Source organism: Saccharopolyspora antibiotica (genome assembly GCF_047200635.1).
Taxonomy (GTDB): Bacteria; Actinomycetota; Actinomycetes; order Mycobacteriales; family Pseudonocardiaceae; genus Saccharopolyspora_C.
This window is the reverse complement of record NZ_JBJZOI010000037.1, coordinates 1-16,096: the sequence shown is the minus strand read 5'-3', so window position 1 is coordinate 16,096 and position 16,096 is coordinate 1. Positions and strand designations below refer to the sequence as shown.

At 73.8% G+C, this 16,096-nt stretch carries 18 protein-coding genes; 10 read left to right on the top strand and 8 right to left on the bottom strand.

Annotation, left to right across the window (positions count from 1 at the left end; genetic code table 11):
• Window positions 1–169 precede the first annotated feature (169 nt).
• Genes ACL03H_RS23230 through ACL03H_RS23215 form a run of 4 tightly spaced genes read left to right on the top strand, consistent with a single transcriptional unit; the run spans window position 170 to window position 4,058 of the window.
• Window positions 170–2,902: a sensor histidine kinase gene (locus ACL03H_RS23230; protein ID WP_412813428.1), complete on the top strand. Its 2,733-nt coding sequence runs from the start codon at window positions 170–172 to the stop codon at window positions 2,900–2,902.
• Window positions 2,903–2,921: 19 nt separating this feature from the next.
• Window positions 2,922–3,335: a roadblock/LC7 domain-containing protein gene (locus ACL03H_RS23225; RefSeq protein WP_412813440.1), complete on the top strand. Its 414-nt coding sequence runs from the start codon at window positions 2,922–2,924 to the stop codon at window positions 3,333–3,335.
• Window positions 3,332–3,706, top strand: coding sequence for a DUF742 domain-containing protein (locus tag ACL03H_RS23220; RefSeq protein ID WP_412813427.1), 375 nt, complete (start codon window positions 3,332–3,334; stop codon window positions 3,704–3,706). Before ACL03H_RS23225 ends, ACL03H_RS23220 begins: the two co-directional genes overlap by 4 nt.
• A gap of 55 nt (window positions 3,707–3,761) precedes the next feature.
• Window positions 3,762–4,058 carry an MGMT family protein gene (locus ACL03H_RS23215; RefSeq protein ID WP_412813426.1) on the top strand — a complete coding sequence of 99 codons (297 nt, stop codon included), beginning with the start codon at window positions 3,762–3,764 and terminating at the stop codon, window positions 4,056–4,058.
• On the opposite strand, the gene ACL03H_RS23210 is transcribed toward ACL03H_RS23215, so the two are convergent.
• The 4 genes from ACL03H_RS23210 to ACL03H_RS23195 form a co-directional block, all read right to left on the bottom strand.
• Window positions 4,031–4,885, bottom strand: coding sequence for a uroporphyrinogen-III synthase (locus ACL03H_RS23210; RefSeq protein WP_412813425.1), 855 nt, complete (start codon window positions 4,883–4,885; stop codon window positions 4,031–4,033). The two genes, ACL03H_RS23215 and ACL03H_RS23210, sit on opposite strands and share 28 nt — an antisense overlap.
• A gap of 32 nt (window positions 4,886–4,917) precedes the next feature.
• Complete coding sequence (locus ACL03H_RS23205) at window positions 4,918–5,715, bottom strand: TIGR02569 family protein (protein ID WP_412813424.1); 798 nt, start codon at window positions 5,713–5,715, stop codon at window positions 4,918–4,920.
• A gap of 168 nt (window positions 5,716–5,883) precedes the next feature.
• The gene (gene moeZ, locus ACL03H_RS23200; RefSeq protein ID WP_412813423.1) at window positions 5,884–7,068 is read right to left on the bottom strand and encodes an adenylyltransferase/sulfurtransferase MoeZ; all 1,185 of its coding nucleotides are present in this window, start codon (window positions 7,066–7,068) and stop codon (window positions 5,884–5,886) included.
• 192 nt (window positions 7,069–7,260) lie between these two features.
• Complete coding sequence (locus ACL03H_RS23195; protein WP_412813422.1) at window positions 7,261–8,304, bottom strand: DUF3152 domain-containing protein; 1,044 nt, start codon at window positions 8,302–8,304, stop codon at window positions 7,261–7,263.
• 233 nt (window positions 8,305–8,537) lie between these two features.
• Between ACL03H_RS23195 and ACL03H_RS23190 the strand changes: the two genes are divergently transcribed.
• A complete protein-coding gene (locus ACL03H_RS23190; RefSeq protein WP_412813421.1) occupies window positions 8,538–9,158 on the top strand; it encodes a TetR/AcrR family transcriptional regulator in 621 nt (206 codons plus the stop codon).
• A gap of 66 nt (window positions 9,159–9,224) precedes the next feature.
• On the opposite strand, the gene ACL03H_RS23185 is transcribed toward ACL03H_RS23190, so the two are convergent.
• Together ACL03H_RS23185 and ACL03H_RS23180 are read right to left on the bottom strand one after the other, a co-directional pair.
• Window positions 9,225–10,124, bottom strand: a complete 900-nt coding sequence (locus ACL03H_RS23185; protein WP_412813420.1) for an alpha/beta fold hydrolase — start codon at window positions 10,122–10,124, stop codon at window positions 9,225–9,227.
• 26 nt (window positions 10,125–10,150) lie between these two features.
• Entirely contained in the window at window positions 10,151–11,050 is a 900-nt protein-coding gene (locus ACL03H_RS23180; protein WP_412813419.1) for an AurF N-oxygenase family protein, read from the bottom strand.
• Window positions 11,051–11,135: 85 nt separating this feature from the next.
• On the opposite strand from ACL03H_RS23180, the gene ACL03H_RS23175 reads away from it, so the two are divergent.
• Window positions 11,136–11,927, top strand: coding sequence for a TetR/AcrR family transcriptional regulator (locus tag ACL03H_RS23175; RefSeq protein WP_412813418.1), 792 nt, complete (start codon window positions 11,136–11,138; stop codon window positions 11,925–11,927).
• Entirely contained in the window at window positions 11,924–12,229 is a 306-nt protein-coding gene (locus ACL03H_RS23170; RefSeq protein WP_412813417.1) for a DUF4873 domain-containing protein, read from the top strand. Before ACL03H_RS23175 ends, ACL03H_RS23170 begins: the two co-directional genes overlap by 4 nt.
• 61 nt (window positions 12,230–12,290) lie before the next feature.
• Here the strand turns inward: ACL03H_RS23170 and ACL03H_RS23165 are convergent, their stop codons facing one another.
• Together ACL03H_RS23165 and ACL03H_RS23160 are read right to left on the bottom strand one after the other, a co-directional pair.
• Window positions 12,291–12,518, bottom strand: coding sequence for a DUF3107 domain-containing protein (locus ACL03H_RS23165; RefSeq protein ID WP_412813416.1), 228 nt, complete (start codon window positions 12,516–12,518; stop codon window positions 12,291–12,293).
• An 89-nt stretch (window positions 12,519–12,607) separates the two neighbouring features.
• On the bottom strand, window positions 12,608–13,288 hold the full coding sequence (locus ACL03H_RS23160) for a ferritin-like fold-containing protein (protein ID WP_412813415.1): 681 nt from the start codon (window positions 13,286–13,288) through the stop codon (window positions 12,608–12,610).
• 351 nt (window positions 13,289–13,639) lie between these two features.
• Between ACL03H_RS23160 and ACL03H_RS23155 the strand changes: the two genes are divergently transcribed.
• From ACL03H_RS23155 to ACL03H_RS23145, 3 genes are all read left to right on the top strand, one after another.
• Window positions 13,640–13,834, top strand: coding sequence for a hypothetical protein (locus ACL03H_RS23155; protein ID WP_412813443.1), 195 nt, complete (start codon window positions 13,640–13,642; stop codon window positions 13,832–13,834).
• Window positions 13,835–13,848: 14 nt separating this feature from the next.
• Complete coding sequence (locus ACL03H_RS23150; RefSeq protein ID WP_412813439.1) at window positions 13,849–15,492, top strand: DEAD/DEAH box helicase; 1,644 nt, start codon at window positions 13,849–13,851, stop codon at window positions 15,490–15,492.
• Between the two features lie 145 nt (window positions 15,493–15,637).
• A partial coding sequence (locus ACL03H_RS23145) for an Rv3212 family protein (RefSeq protein WP_459561783.1) occupies window positions 15,638–16,096 on the top strand: 459 nt, incomplete at its 3' end.

Here is a 16,096-nt window from a genome sequence, read left to right as displayed (position 1 = left end):
GCGGGAACAGCGAATCGGGGGGAACCGGGCCGCGAGTCCGAATCGCCACGCCCCGTGAACCCGTCTCCCTCGGCACCGCACCGCGCTCCACGGCGCGGGTGCCTCGCCTGCCCGCCCAGACCGCCGCGACGCGCCCGTCGCGCGCACCGGCACACACGGGTGGGACGTAGTGCAGAAGCTCGACGATTGGCGCAAGGGGCGCCGCAGCATCCGGGACCGCCTCTACGGCGTGGTGCTGATACCCGGCGTCGCGCTGCTGGTGCTCTGGTCGATCATCAGCGGCATCACCCTGTACGACGGGTTCCACCTGCGCGGCATCGCCACCGGGGTGCGCGACGTGTCGCTGCCCGCGATGCGGGTGCTGGCCTCCGCGCAGAAGGAGCGCACCCTGAGCCTGGTGCAGCTCGCCGCCCCGGCCCCGCCCACCGAGCGCCTGGTCCGCCAGCGCGAGGCGACCGACCGGGCGCTGCACGCGATGCGCGAGGCCGCCGACCCGACCCTGGAGCAGGCCCCGGACGAGGTGCGCGAGCGGATGCGCGCGCTCAACGGCCTCATCGCCGAGCTGCCCGCCGTGCGGGCGCGGGTGGACACCGCGCAGACCGATCGGGCGCAGGTGCACGGCTACTACGACGGCTTCGTCGAGGCCGGGTCCGCGCTGTTCCAGTCGCAGGCCCGGTTGTTCCCGGACTCCGCGGTGAGCCAGGGCGGGCTGCGCGCGGCGGGGTTCTTCACCGCCACCGACCGGATGTCCCGAGCGGCCTCGCTGGCCACCGACGGGCTGCGCACCGAGGTGTTCCCGGCGGCGGATCACCTGGCCTTCGCCCAGCTCACCGGCGCGTACCACCTGGAACTGGCCGCGCACGCCGCGTCCGCCGATCCGGACGTGCGGGCCCGGTTCGCCGAGATCACCGCCTCGCCGCAGTTCGCGCGCCTCACCGAGCTGGAGAACCAGATCATCGCGCGCGGCCCGTGGGGTGACGGCGGCGAGGAGTCGTCGCCCCTGACCCCGGCGATCGACGTGGCGGAGTGGTTGACCACCAGCGACCTGGTCACCGACGACCTCACCACCCTCGCCGCCACCCAGGCGCAGCGCACCGCGGCGGCCGGGATCGAGGCGGGGGACCGGAACCTGGCGCAGGTCGCGATCGGCAGCGTGGTCGCGCTGCTGGTGGTGCTGCTGGCGATCCTGGTGGCGCTGCGGGTGTCCCGCGGCCTGTCCCGGCGGCTCAACGGCTTGCGCGACGACACCCTGGTGCTCGCCGACGGGCAGCTGCCGGAGATCGTGGCCCGGCTGCGGCGCGGCGAGCGGGTGGACATCGACCGCGAGGTCGCGCACCTGGACTACGGCCGGGACGAGATCGGCCAGGTCGCCGAGGCCTTCAACACCGCGCAGCGCACCGCCGTGGCCGCCGCCGTGCAGGAGGCGCAGGCCCGGGAGGGCGTGCACACGGTCTTCCTCGGCATCGCCGGGCGCAGCCAGGCGCTCGTGCACCGGTTGCTGACGATGATCGACCGGCTGGAGCGGGAGGAGCGGGACCCGGACCGGATGGCGCTGCTGTTCGGCCTCGACCACCTCGCCACCCGGGCCCGCCGCAACGCCGAGAACCTGATCATCCTCGGTGGCGGGCGGCCGGGGCGGCGCTGGTCGCGGCCGATCGAGCTCTCCGACGTGCTGCGCAGCGCGGTCGCGGAGACCAAGCACTACGCGCGGGTCCGCGTGCAGCGGCCGCCGGACCTGGCGCTGCACGGCGACGCGGTCGCCGACACCGTCCACCTGCTCGCGGAGCTGCTGGACAACGCGACCTCCTTCTCCCCGCCGGACGCCCGGGTCAGCGTGCACAGCCACGCGGTCGCGCGCGGCGTGGTGGTCGAGGTCGAGGACCGCGGCCTCGGGATCGCCGACGCGGACCGGGACGCGGCGAACGCGATGCTGGCCGAGCCGCCGGAGTTCGACGCGATGGCGCTGCGCTCCGACAGCAGGCTCGGGCTGTTCGTGGTGGCGCGGCTGGCCGACCGGCACGGCATCTCGGTGGAGCTGCGCACCTCCGCCTACGGCGGGACCCGGGCGATCGTGCTGGTGCCGGAGAAGCTCATCGTGGAGCCGATCGACCCTGGCCCGGCTGAGGCGCGCACCGGTCAGCTGCCCCGGGTGCGCTCGGCCTCCGGCGACGAGGCGGAACCGGCTCCGGGCAAGTCGCCGGGCGCGGAGGCCTCCGCCGACGAGCGGGCCGCGGAACCCGCGGTGGAATCGGTGGATCGGGCCGAACCCGTCCCCGACGAGGAAGAAGCGCCGTCCTGGCCGCCGCCCGCCCCGGCGGAACCGACCCGGACGGACGCGCCCGAGGACGCGGAGATCACCCCTTCCGGGGAGACCGTTGGCAACGACGCGGACGTCACCGCTTCGGGCGACGACTGCCCGCCGGAGCGCGGCTACCGTTCGGACGGAGGGGAACTGATCGAGCCCGGACGTGCGGCAGCCGAGCCGCCCGCGGCGTGGCCGACCGAGGACCCCGCGGGCGATCCGGAACCGGTCGCGTGGCCGGAGGAGCCGGATTCGGTCACGACCGATCCCACCGGGCACCCACCGCTCGCCGGCACCGATCCCGCGCCGTCCACCGAGGACGGCCCGGACCCCGCCACGACCGGAGAAGAGGACGAGAACAGCACCGGACCGGACGACGAACCGGAGCACGGCGCGGCCGCGGTCCCGCTGCCGCGCCGCCGCAGGCAGGCCAGCATGGCCCCCGAACTGGCCCGCGATCGGCCGGACGGCGAGGACGAGCAGGACGAGGCCGAACCCCGCTCACCGGAAGAGGTCCGGGCCCTGATGTCGGCGATCCAGCGCGGGACCGACCGCGGTCGCAGATCAGCCGAACCGGACGCGGACACGAACGACGAATGAGGGATGCGCAGTGCAGGACTTGACCACCACGCCCGAGTTCGAGCTGGGCCGGCTGCTGGGCGATCTCGTCGACCGCGTCCCCGGCGCCAGGCACGCGGTCGTGCTCTCCGCCGACGGGCTGGTGGTCGACCGCTCCGGTGAGATGTCCGCCGAGGACGCCGAGGCGCTGGCCGCGACGGCGTCCGCGCTGCACGGCCTCGCCCGGGGGACGGGGCGCCGCTTCGGCGGCGGCGGGATCCGGCAGACCGTGGTGGAGATGGACCACGCCTTCCTGTTCGTCACGGCCGCCGAGAACGGTTCCTGCCTGGCGCTGCTCGGCGAGGAGCACGCCGACGTGGGGCTCATCGCCTACGAGATCAACCTCTTCGTCCAGCGGGCGGGCAGCAGCATCGAGGCCGCGCCGCGCTCCCGGCTCACCTCGACGACGACGTGAACGCGCGGCGGTCGGCGGGGGACGGTTGGCGCGACAGCGCCGCCGGCCCGCTCGTGCGGCCGTACGCGATGACGCGCGGCCGGACCCGCGCCGCCGCGGCCGAGCTCGAACAGGACACGCTCGTCGTGGCCGTCCCGGAACCGGAGGCGCGCGAGGAGTGGGACGCGGACCGGGAGCGCGTCCTGGAGCTGTGCGACCGACCCCGCTCGGTCGCGGATCTGGCGGCGGCGCTGGACATCCCGCTGGTGGTGGCCGCGGTGCTCGTGTCGGACCTGCTGGACAGCGGTGACCTCAGCGTGCCGTTGGCCCCTCCGCGCGAACCGGACCACGCCCTGCTGCAGGCCGTGCTCGACGGCATTCGCCGCTTGTAGCACGGCGGATCAGCGCCGGGCGATCGAAGCGCGCGGGCTCTGGAAGACTGCGCGGGTGGACGAGGAAACCCTGGAACAGGTCCGGGCCGTGGTCGCGGCCATCCCACCCGGGTCGGTGCTCGGCTACGGCGACGTCGCGGAGCTCGCCGGGCTGCGCTCGGCGCGGCTGGTGGGCCGGATCCTCGCCGAGGACGGCGCGGACCTCCCCTGGCACCGGGTGCTGCGCTCCGACGGCCACGTCGCCGAGCACCTGCGGCAGCGGCAGCTGGAGCTGCTGCGCGCGGAGGGCGTGCTGGCCGACGGCGCCCGGATCAACATGCGCCGCTACCGGTGGGGCGGCCCGGAGTCCTGAGCGCGGAACCGGGGCAGCTCCTCGACCAGGAGCTTGACCAGCGCCGCGGTCCGCGCGCGTTCCGGGATCAGGTGCGGCAACCCGGCCCGCGCGATCGGCACCGCGGTGACCGGGCCGACGCAGGCGAGCAGCACCCGCTCCCGCAGCACCGCCAGCAGCGCCTCGCCCCGGCCGGTCCGCTCGGCGCGGGCCAGCAGGTTCGTCGCGGCGGGTGCGCTGGTCAGCGGCAGCGCGTGCACCTCGCCCGCGATCACCTCGTCGATCAGCCGGTCCAGCGCGGGCAGGTCGGTCGGATCGGTCCAGCGGTACACCGCGATCGGCAGCACCTCGGCACCGGCGTCGCGCAACCGCGCCCGGAACTCCGCCATCGGGTCGCCGTGCAGCTGCACCACGACCCGCTTGCCCGCCACGCCGAGCTCCAGCAGGTGAGCCTGCACGTCGGCGACCTCCTCGGCGGGCGCGGTGAACGACTCGACCAGTCCGGCGCCGCGGATCGCCCCGCGCACCTTGGCTCCTCTGGCCAGCAGGCTCGCGGCGCCCAGGTGCTCGATCAGCCGCTCCCCCAGCCCGCCCGCGCGGGCCGCGTCCAGCCAGCCGGTGAACCCGGAGCCGGTCACCGCCACCGCGTAGTCCACCGGGCGCGCGAGCACCGCCTCGGTCGCCGCGGTGAGCTCGCCGTCGTCCTCGACCGGCACGGTGTGCATCGCGGGCGCGTAGCGCACCTCGGCGCCGCGCCGGGCCAGCAGCGCGCCCAGCTCGGCGGCTTTGCGCTCGGCGGTCACGCCGATGGTGCTGCCCCGCAGCGGTTCGGTGTCCTCGGCAGTCATCCGACCATCGTCACACCCGCCGGCCTCCGGGGTCAGAGCACCTCCAGCACCATCTGCGAGGCGTGCTCCAGACCACCGAGGGAGGCGGTGGTCGAACGCGGGTGCAACGCGTGCACCGCGAGCCGGAACAGCAGGGCCCGCAGCAGGGCCTGCGGCCAGTCGGTCAGGTGCGACCAGCGCTCCACGATCGCGGCGTCCGAGCCGCCCCAGGACAGCGCGTCGATCACCGCGACCGCCGCCGCCCACTCCGCGGGCCGCCAGAACGGGGCGAAATCGATGATCCCGGGCGGCGCGTTGCCCGCGAACAGCACGTTGCCGAACAGGTCGCCGTGCACCACCTGCGGGCGCAGCTGGGTCCGGCGCCGCGACCCGGCGAGCACGTCGTAGAGCCGACCGCCCTTGTCCAGCGGCAGCGGGTAGTCCTCCTCGCCCCAGGACATCCGGTCGGCCAGGGCGTAGATGTCCTGGCGCGCCTCGATGAACCGCGGCCGGGTGAGCACGCTGCTGGCAGCGTGCAGCCGCAGCGACATCGCCACCACCTCGTCGTGGCGCGGCTCGGGCCGCCCGGTGATGTCGCGGCTCGCCGACCAGCCCGACACGACCCAGCGGCCGTCGGTGGAGCGAACCGGTCTGCCGACCCGCACCTCGTCCGGCTCCAGCAGGTCCAGCGTCTGCGCCACCCAGGCGGCTTCGGCGGTGTTCGCGGCCGGTTTGAGCACGACCTCACCGCAACGCCAGGCGACGCCGCCGTTGAGCAGTTCGGCGTCTTCCCCGCGCGCACCGAACGCCGCGCGCACGTGCGGCGGGGGCGGCTCCGGAGTTCCAGTCACGGCGCAGACGCTACATCGGAGATCCCCGAATGGGGGTCAGGCGCTCCGCAGATCATGGCCCGGCACGAATCGTGATCCGTCGCGGACGCGGACCGGCCCGGCTCCCCGAGGGGGAACCGGGCCGGGCGCGAACGCGCTCACCAGGCGTCGCCGCCCGGCGGGCTCGGATCAGTAGGTCGGCAGGCTGGTGTCGACCTCGTTGGCCCACCCGAGGACCCCGCCGCCCACGTGCACGGCGTCGGAGAACCCGGCCTTGTGCAGCGCCGCCAGCGCCTCGGCGGAACGGCCGCCGGACTTGCAGTGCAGCACGATCTGCCGGTCCTGCGGCAGCTCGGCCAGCGCCTCGCCCGACAGGATGCGGTCCTTCGGGATGAGCGTGGAGCCCTCGATCTTGACGATCTCGTACTCGTGCGGCTCCCGGACGTCGATCAGCTGGAAGTCGTCACCGCGGTCGAACTTGTCCTTGAGCTCGCGCGGGGTGATCGTGCTGTTCACGGCCGCCTGCTGCGCGTCGTCCGACACCACGCCGCAGAACGCCTCGTAGTCGATCAGCTCGGTGATCTTCTCGGCGTCCGGGTCCTTGCGGATCTTGACGGTGCGGTAGCTCATCTCCAGCCCGTCGTAGATCATCAGGCGGCCGAGCAGCGGCTCGCCGATGCCGGTGATCAGCTTGATCGCCTCGGTGACCATGACCGAGCCGATGGACGCGCACAGCACGCCCAGCACGCCGCCCTCGGCGCAGGAGGGCACCATCCCGGGCGGCGGCGGCTCGGGGTAGAGGTCGCGGTAGTTCGGGCCCTTCTCGTCCCAGAACACGCTGACCTGGCCCTCGAACCGGAAGATCGAGCCCCACACGTAGGGCTTGCCGGAGAGCACCGCCGCGTCGTTGACCAGGTAGCGGGTCGCGAAGTTGTCGGTCCCGTCCAGGATCAGGTCGTAGCCGGCGAAGATGTCCAGCGCGTTGTCCGAGGACAGGTGCACCTGGTGCAGGTCGACCTTGACGAACGGGTTGATCTCGGCGATGGAGTCGCGGGCCGACTCCGCCTTCGGCCTGCCCAGATCGGACTGGCCGTGGATGATCTGGCGGTGCAGGTTCGACTCGTCGACGGTGTCGAACTCGACGATGCCGATGGTGCCGACCCCGGCCGCCGCCAGGTACAGCAGCGCCGGGCTGCCGAGCCCGCCGGCCCCGATCACCAGGACCTTCGCGTTCTTCAGCCGCTTCTGCCCGTCCATCCCGACATCCGGGATGATCAGGTGGCGGCTGTAGCGCGCGACCTCTTCCTTGGTCAACTCCGCCGCCGGCTCGACGAGCGGCGGTAGCGTCGTTGCCTGGGCTGAATCGCCGGACATCTCCCAGCTCCTCCTCAGTGGTCCTCACCTCGCCCTTCCCCGCGCACGCGGGGACATGACGAGCGTTCGCGCCCGGATCGGCCGGAGCCGCGCGGGGTGCGGACGGTGCAACGCCAGAGTGGCCGATCGTCTTCCCGGCTCCCAAATCAATCCCACCATCCGAGAAAGACGTGGCGGGAAGCACGTCCGGGTTCAGCGCCCGGAGCCGCCGACGGGGAACGGCCAGGCGTTGTACTTGCAGACGAACCCGTCGGCGGGGATCTCGGTGCCCTGGGGCACGGCCTGGTTCAGCTCGTGCAGCTCGTTGTTCGCGGTGCTGAAGGTCTGCTGCATCATCACCGGTGCCAGCCCGCCCTGCCGCCCGCAGGGCACGTGGCCGTTGCCGAACACGTGGCCGACCTCGTGGTTGATCGCGTAGCGCCGGTAGGTGCCGATGTCGCCCTCGAAGGCGACCGCGCCGCGCACCCAGCGGGCCGCGTTGATGTAGACCCGGTCGGAGATCCGGCACGAGGTGTCGAACGGCAGCCCGCTGCCGTAGCCGCAGATCTCCCGGGCGGTGTTCTGGCTCACCAGCGTCACGCGGAAGTCGGGGGACGCCGAGCCGTCGACCCGCTGCAGCGCGATGTTCCCCGCCTCCGGGTTGGTCCAGCTCCGCGGGTCGGCGAGGGTCTGCTGGGTGAGCCGGGCGAAGGAGTCGTTGCCCTCCTCCAGCCGCACTCCGACCTCGACCTCGACGGTGTAGCGGTACAGGTCGTCGCCGCGGCCGACCTTCGGCGAGGCCCCGGGCAGCACGTCGAAGGTGCGGCCACCGACCTCCGGCACCGGAGATCCGGGCGGGAGCTCGGCGGAGAACATGCTCGGGTCGTAGGTCTGCCCGGACGGTGCCTCGGTGACCACCGGCGCCTCCGGCACGTTCGGCGCCTGCAGGTGCGAGGCCCCCGCGCCGCCGCCGGCGACCTGCTCGGCCCCGGGGTCGACGGACTCGAACACGGCCAGGGCGGTCACCACGACCAGCAGCGGGACCGCGTAGATCCGCCAGCCGTAGAGCGACCAGGTGCGGCGGCGCGGTGGGCGCTCCGGCTCATCGTCGAGGTCGTAGTCCTCCAGCGGCCGCCAGGAAGCGGCGAGCGGTTCACCCGGCCGTGGCCCGCGCCGCGCGCGCGAGGTCCCGGCGCCGTCCGCGGCGTCCGAGCGACCTGCGGCGGCGTCACGGGATCGTCTCGGAGGGCGCGGCACGGTACAAGCGTGCCACAACGCGATCGTGGTCAGCGCAGGTGCGGGCGGTCCGCTTCGCCACCCCGACGAAGATCACCCGTTTCGGGGCTCGGGCGATCACCGCGGGTGTCCCCGCCGCATCGAGCGCGACCAGCGGCCGGACGAGGTCGAGTGCCCGCTCTACCGGCGAGTAAGGTTGGGCTCCCCCGGCTGGATATCCAGCGAGCGTCGTGGAAGGACGGTTGGAGGCAGGCATGACGGAGACCGCGCAGCCGAGCAGAGGCGTCCGGTTGCCCCGCGACGCCCGCCGGGCGCAGCTGCTCGCGGCGGCTCAGCACGTGTTCGTGACCAACGGTTACCACGCGGCCGCGATGGACGACATCGCCGAGCACGCCGGTGTCAGCAAGCCCGTGCTGTACCAGCACTTCCCGGGCAAGCTCGAGCTCTACCTCGCGCTGGTGGAGACGCACGGCAACGAGCTGGTGCGCCGGGTCCACGAGGCCATCGAGAGCACCCCGGAGAACAAGCAGCGGGTGCGGGCCGCGGTCGGCGCGCTGTTCGAGTTCGTCGACGGCGAGGGGCAGGCGTTCCGGCTTGTCTTCGAGTCCGACCTCCGGGGCGAGACCGCGGTGGACGAGGCCGTGGACGGGGCGCTGTCGCGCTGCGTGGACGCGGTCGCCGAGGCCGTGACCGCCGACGCCGGGCTCGATCCGGAGCGGGCCCGGCTGCTGGCCTTCGGCCTGGTCGGCCTCAGCCAGGTGACGGCCCGCTACTGGCTGGACGAGACGGACTCGGTGCGCCGCGACGAGGCGATCTCGTTGATCTCCACCCTGGCCTGGAAGGGCCTGTCCGGGTTCCCCCTCCAGAACGGCTGACCGCGACCCGCGCCCACGGCCCGCCCACCCGCTCGCGCGGAGTGAGCGGGCCGTCGTCCCGCAGGTTCAGGCCCGGGCGGTGGCGCGGAGCAGGGCGGTGATCCGGGCGGCGACCTCGTCGGCGCGCTCGAGCGGGAGCATGTGCCCGGCGCGCGGGTACAGCAGCAGCTCCGCGTCCGGGAGCTCGGCGGCGATCCGCCGCGCGTGCGGCGGCGGACACAGCCGGTCGCTCAGGCCCGCGAACACCGCCACGGGGATCGACCGCAGCGCCGCGAGCGCGTGCGCGCGGTCGTGCCCGGCGAGCGAGGTCCGGAACCCGGCCATGTTCGAGGGGTGGCACCCCGCGACCTGCTCCGCGGTGGCGGCGACGGCGGCCGCGTCCGGGCGCGCCCCGAACAGCAGCCAGCGCATCGCCGGCCGCAGCGCGCGGGAGCTCCGGCTCAGGCGCCTGCCCCGGGAGGCCTCCAGCAGGCCGCGGAACCGGCGCTCCACGGCGTTCGCGGCAGCGGCCACCGGCGCGGGCAGTCCGAGCGAGGGCGCAACGAGATCACCGCTGGAGGTCGCGACCAGCCCGGCGGCCACCACCCGCCCGGCGAACAGCTCCGGGTGCCGCTCGGCCAGGGCCATGATCGTCATCCCGCCCATCGAGTGCCCCGCGAGCACCACCGGCCCGGTCGGCACCCGCTGCTCGATCAGCTCGGCGAGGTCGTCGGCGCAACGCTCGATGGTGGCGGTCCCGGCGGGTGCGGGCTCCGAGTCGCCGTGCCCGCGCAGGTCGAACCGCAGCACCCGCACGTCCGCCTCGGCGAGCACCGCCTCGACCACCCGGTCCCAGGTGCGCGAGCTGAGGGTCCAGCCGTGCACCAGCAGCAGGGTGGTCGCCGCGTCGGCCGGGCCGTGCTCGCGCACGCGCAGCCGCACGCCGTCGCCGGTGGTGAAGGTGTCTCGGGCCGGAAGGGTCGTCATGGTGCGCTTCCTGTTCTGGGGAGGTTTCAGCGGAGGAGGAAGGACTTGCGCCAGAAGGTCATCCCGGGCTTGCCGACGAGGCCGACCTCGTCCAGGAAGCTCATGATCTTCTCCCCGCCCCAGTGCAGCGTGTCCTGGAAGTGCGGGTTGCGCCAGGCCGCCGCGTGCGCGTCCCGGGGCCGCAGCCCGACCGCCGCGTAGACCCGGGGGTTGATCAGGCTGAAGCAGATCGCGTAGGAGACCAGCGCGGTCCAGTACTGGTGCCAGGCCCGCTCGACGGGTCCGCACTCGGCCATCCCGCGGACGACCTCCTCGCGGGCGAAGGTCACGTGCCGCGCTTCCTCGATCACGTGGATGCGGTTGACCATGCGCACCAGCGGCTGCACCGACTCGTCGTGCATCTGGTCGCGCTGGAAGCGGTCCAGGATCTCCTCCGCGACCAGGATCGAGGCGTAGGCGGACGGCCCCTTGAGGACGGCGGGCAGCACCCGGCCGCCCTGCCGCAGCAGCGGGACCGGACCGTAGGCGGGGGCGCCGACGCGCCGCACGGCCTTGCCGAACATCGTGGAGTGGCGGCACTCGTCGGCGATCTCGGTGAGGGTGTACTGGGCGTGCTCGGTGCGCGGGTCGGCGTCGTAGAACTGCTTGAGCAGCATCTGCATCAGCAGCACCTCGAACCAGAGGCCGTTGGAGGCGATGCTCGCGAACTCGTGCTTGGTGAGCTCGATGCGCTGGGCGTCGTCGAGCCGGTCCCACAGGGACGTGCCGTAGAGGCTGCTGCGGTGCAGCGGGATGTAGGGCGCGTCGTCCAGCAGCGGCGCGTCCCAGTCGATGTCCACCTCGGGGTCGTAGCTGTTCTTCGCCGACGACCTCAGCAACCGCGCCGCGGTCTGCTCCCGGTCCTTGACCTGCGCGGTCCTGCTCATGATGGTCCTTCCCCGAACGGCTTCCCGAGGGCTGCGGCACTCCCGGCATTGCATGTTACTTGAAGTAACAGCTACCTTGGGTAGCGTGAGCTACCGCACCCGACCTGTCAAGGCCGCCCGGACCGGTCCGGAACCGGACCGCGCCACCCCGGACCGCGCCGACGCGCGCCGCGAGCGCTGGCGGGAGCACCGCCAGGCCCGCCGCGCCGAGTTCGTCGAAGCCACCGTCCGCGCCATCGGCCAGCACGGCGCGGACGTGGGCATGGACGAGATCGCCGCCGAGGCCGGGGTGAGCAAACCGGTGCTCTACCGGCACTTCCACGACAAGAGCGACCTGTACGTGGCCGTCGGCGAGTGGGGCACCGACCTGCTGATGCACCGGCTCGCGCCGGAGATCGCCGCCGACGGCAGCCCGAACGAGCGGATTCGCCGGATGATCGGCACCTACCTCGGCGTGCTGGAGCAGTACCCGGACCTCTACCGGTTCGTCGTCCGGCGGACCTTCGCCGACAAGCCGGTGCGCTCGGACCCGGTCAGCGCGGAGAAGACCGAGATCGCGAACTCGCTGTCCCGGCTGCTCGGGCAGTACCTGCGCGCGCTGGGCCTGGACTCCGGCGGCGTGGAGGCCTGGGCGCACGGGCTGGTCGGGATGGTGCAGGCCAGCGGCGACTGGTGGCTGGAGCGCCAGTCCATGAGCCGGGACGACCTCACCGACTACCTGGCCCGGATCATCTGGCACGCCATCGACGGCGTGCTGCGCTCCGGCGGGATCGTGATCGACCCCGACGAACCGCTGGAGCTGCTCACCGGGCTCCGGCTGGTCACCGACGACGAGCCGGGCGGAGCCAGCGACGCGGAGCGGGGAGGACGGGCATGACCGAGGCGCGGGAACTCGACGAACCGGGCCCGGCGGAGGAGTACGCGGGCGAGGCGGTGCTGTTCACGGCCGACCGCGAGGTCGCGGTGCGCGTGCTGCTGCGCGGGCACTTCCAGCCCATCGACGGGCGCTTCCACTGGTACGGCCGGGTCGCCGCCGACGAGGGCGTCGCCGAGCTGGCGAACGGGCGCCGGACCGACGTGGTGCTGCGCACCCCGCGCGGCGAGGCCGTCGGCACGCTCGCAGACCCGGACCCCTGGCAGCGCTACCGCATCACCGGGCTGGGCAGACCGCCGTTCTGACCGGCCCCGAACGCGACGGTGCCCCCGGCGGAACGAGTCCGGCCGGGGGCACCGCGGTGGATCACTGAACGCCGAAGCCGACCCGCGGGGACTCCGAGGGACCGATCTCGACGTAGGCCAGCTTGGCGGCGGGCACCAGGTAGCGCCGCCCCTTCTCGTCGGCGAGCGACAACACCCCGTCGGTGGTCTTCAGCGCGTCGGCGACCAGCGACTCGACCTCGGCCGAGGACTGACCGCTGGCCACGGTGAGCTCACGCGGGCTGTCCACGACGCCGATCTTGACCTCCACGCTTGACCTCCACAAACTCGCAGAACCGATGCGTACCCGCAGAAGGCTATCCCAGCCCGGGCCGCGCCCGCCTTCGCCGGTGGCGAACATCAGCCCAGGCCGAGGCGGGCCATCCGCTTGGTGTGGTTGTTCTGCAGGCGCCGGAACAGCGCCACGATGCCGGTGAGGTCCCCGGAGCCGCGGATGATCAGCTCGGCGAGCGCGTCGCGCTCCGCCACGACCCGCTGGGCCTGCGTCACCGCCTCCCCCAGCAGCCGCCGCCCCCACAGGGTCAGCTTGTCCCGCAGCGAGCGGTCGTCGGCGCAGGCCGCCAGCACCTCCCGCTCGGCGAACGCGGAGTGCCCGGTGTCGGCGAGCACGTCGAGCACCAGGGCCTTGGTCGAGTCGTCCAGCCACTCCGCGACCTCGCGGTAGAAGTCCGCGGCCAGGCCGTCCCCCACGTAGGCCTTGACCAGCGACTCCAGCCAGGAGTGCGGGGCGGTGGAGGCGTTGAAGGCGTCGAAGGGCGCCGCGAACGGCGCCATCACCTCGTCCACCGCCACCCCGCGCCCGGCGAGCGCCTCGTCCAGCCTCCGGTAGTGGCCGATCTCGGCGGCCGCCATGCTGGCCAGCGCGGCGCGGCCGGACAGCGTCGGCGCGGTGCGCGCGTCCTCGGCCAGCCGGTCGAAGGCGGACAGCTCGCCGTAGGCGAGCGCGGCCAGCAGGTCCACGACCCCCTCGGCGTAGGCGTCATCGGCGGGTCCGGCGGTGGCGGGGTCGGGCTGGCTCATACCCGGCAGCCTAACCGGCGTCCCGGGAGCCGATTCGCCTCGCGGGAGGGGGTGGCACGCGCGGCGGTGACGACCCGCAGCGGTGCCGGGCACCGCCTCCGCGGGACCTTCCGCGAAGCTCATCGCACATCGGCGACCTCGATCGGCTGTCGACCAGGTATCCTTGCGCTCGCAGAAGCCATCAGGCATCAGGCAACCGGCAGTGGACCCTCCTCCCCGCGCTGGGACCCGACAGGGCTCGATGCGGGCCACGGTCCCACCCCGTGAGCAGCCGGTCGCCCGGGTCCGTGCGGGAGACCTGGGCGCGGGCGCCACCTGTGCCCGGCCGCGGCCGGCGACACGGGAGACGGCGTGAGCCGCACCACGATGCCGACCGAAACAGCAGCGGACACACCGCTGGTCGAACAGGGGCGCGCGACCATCGCACCGGTGACCACGAGCATGCGGCACGCGACCAACGCGGCCGGCCGCGGATCCCACGCGGCCACCATGCCGGAGGAAGTCACCGCGATCGGCCGAGACTCGGCCGCAGCGCGCCGGTACTGAGAGAGGCGATCACTCTGACCCTCAGCAACGAGCAGGCCCCCGAGGCCTCCACGAGCGAGCACGTGCACGAACTGGAGCACAGCGAGAGCGGCTCCCCCACCGTCGAGGAGGGCGCCACCCCGCTGCACGCGGAGAGCGCCGTCCCCGAGACCCCGACCTTCGCCGAGCTCGACGTCCGCGAGGAGATCGTGCGAGCCCTCTCCGAGGCGGGCATCCACCACACCTTCGCCATCCAGGAGCTGACGCTGCCGCTGGCGCTGCGCGGCGAGGACCTCATCGGGCAGGCCCGCACCGGCACCGGGAAGACGCTGGGCTTCGGCGTCCCGCTGCTGCAGCGGATCGAGGTGCCCGGCGACGGGACGCCGCAGGCGCTCGTCGTGGTGCCCACCCGCGAGCTGTGCGTGCAGGTCGCCCGCGACCTCACCGACGCGGGCAAGCACCTGGGCGTGCGCACGCTCGCCGTCTACGGCGGCCGCCCGTACGAGCAGCAGATCGACGCGCTGAAGAAGGGCGTGGACCTGGTCATCGGCACCCCTGGCCGGTTGCTGGACCTGGCCGAGCAGCAGCACCTGGTGCTCGGCAAGGTCCGCGGCCTGGTGCTGGACGAGGCCGACGAGATGCTCGACCTCGGCTTCCTGCCGGACATCGAGCGGATCCTGAACATGGTTCCCGAGCAGCGGCAGACGATGCTGTTCTCCGCGACCATGCCGGGCCCGATCATCACCCTGGCCCGCACCTTCCTCAAGCAGCCCACGCACATCCGCGCCGAGCAGGCCGACGCGAACGCCATCCACGAGCGCACCAAGCAGTTCGTCTACCGGGCGCACGCGATGGACAAGTCCGAGCTGCTCGCCCGGGCCCTGCAGGCCGAGGGCCGCGGTCTCACGATGATCTTCACGCGGACCAAGCGGACCGCGCAGAAGCTCTCCGACGAGCTCGCCGAGCGCGGGTTCGCCGCGGCCTCCGTGCACGGCGACCTCGGCCAGGGCGCTCGCGAGCAGGCGCTGCGCGCCTTCCGCTCCGGCAAGGTCGACACCCTGGTCGCGACCGACGTCGCCGCCCGCGGCATCGACGTCGCCGGGGTGACCCACGTGGTCAACCTGCAGTGCCCGGACGACGAGAAGACCTACGTGCACCGCATCGGCCGCACCGGCCGCGCGGGCCGGGAGGGCGTGGCGATCACCCTCGTCGACTGGGACGAGGAGAGCCGCTGGAAGCTCATCAACGAGACCCTGGACCTGGGCAAGCCGGAGCCGGTGGAGACCTACTCCACCTCCCAGCACCTCTACGAGGACCTGGGCATCCCCGCGGACGCAACGGGCCGCCTGCCGCTGTCCAAGCGCACCCGCGCGGGCCTCGGCGCCGAGCCGGACGAGGACGCGAAGCACTCCACCCGCAAGCCCCGCCGGCGCACCCGGAGCGGTTCCGGGGAGTCCGCACCCAGCGAGTCCAACGACGACACCCGTCCGGCCGGGCGCACCCGGCAGCGGCGGCGCACCCGGGGCGGGGGCAGTGCCGAGAGCGGTGCGGCGCAGCCCGCCGAGCAGGCGAGCCCGCAGTCCGAGGGCGGCGCCGAAACCGGCGACCAGCCCCGCAAGCGGCGCCGCAGGCGTCGTGGCGGCGGCGGTGGCGGCGGAGGCGAGACCGCCGCGGGCTGAGCCCGGACGCGAACGGCGGGCGCCCGGTGACCGGGCGGCCCGTTGATCGCGGCGGGTTGGCTAGGCTCGGTTCGGTGCCCGGACGGCGAAACCGCCCTCCGAGGAGCCGTCGAGCATTGACCGAGACCGCCTGGTGAGGAGCGCAGTGGTACGGCCGGAACGGCGGACGCGGTCCGATCTCGTCGCGGTGGCGCTGATCCTGGTGGCCGTGGTGGTCGCCGTCGGCGTCGTCTGGTGGCGCAGCGACGCCCGGGCGACGGTCTCCGAGCCCGCCGCCCAACGCCTTCCCGCCGCGCCCGCCCCCGCCGGGGTCCCGGCCGCGCTGCGCGAGCTGTGGCGCGCGCCGAGCCCCGCCACCCCTGTTCCGGTGGTGGCCCGCTCGACCGCGATCACCGGGGAGGGCGGCACCGTGCTCGGGCGGGATCCGGCGACCGGCGCTCCCCGCTGGCGCTACGAGCGCGACCTCCCGCTGTGCACGATCGGCTCCGAGTGGGGACGCGCGGTGGCCGTCTTCCGCAAGACCGCGAACTGCAGCGAGGTCAGCTCGCTGCGCGGGGACACCGGGGTGGGGGGGGGGGGGGGGAAGGGGGGGAGGGGGGGGGGC

Coding starts and splice junctions, on each gene's coding strand:
- ACL03H_RS23190 (WP_412813421.1), top strand. CDS start 8,538: ATGACGGAGACCGCGCAGCCGAGCAGAGGCGTCCGGTTGCCCCGCGAC.
- ACL03H_RS23185 (WP_412813420.1), bottom strand. CDS start 10,124: ATGACGACCCTTCCGGCCCGAGACACCTTCACCACCGGCGACGGCGTG.
- ACL03H_RS23210 (WP_412813425.1), bottom strand. CDS start 4,885: ATGACTGCCGAGGACACCGAACCGCTGCGGGGCAGCACCATCGGCGTG.
- moeZ (WP_412813423.1), bottom strand. CDS start 7,068: ATGTCCGGCGATTCAGCCCAGGCAACGACGCTACCGCCGCTCGTCGAG.
- ACL03H_RS23170 (WP_412813417.1), top strand. CDS start 11,924: ATGACCGAGGCGCGGGAACTCGACGAACCGGGCCCGGCGGAGGAGTAC.
- ACL03H_RS23160 (WP_412813415.1), bottom strand. CDS start 13,288: ATGAGCCAGCCCGACCCCGCCACCGCCGGACCCGCCGATGACGCCTAC.
- ACL03H_RS23180 (WP_412813419.1), bottom strand. CDS start 11,050: ATGAGCAGGACCGCGCAGGTCAAGGACCGGGAGCAGACCGCGGCGCGG.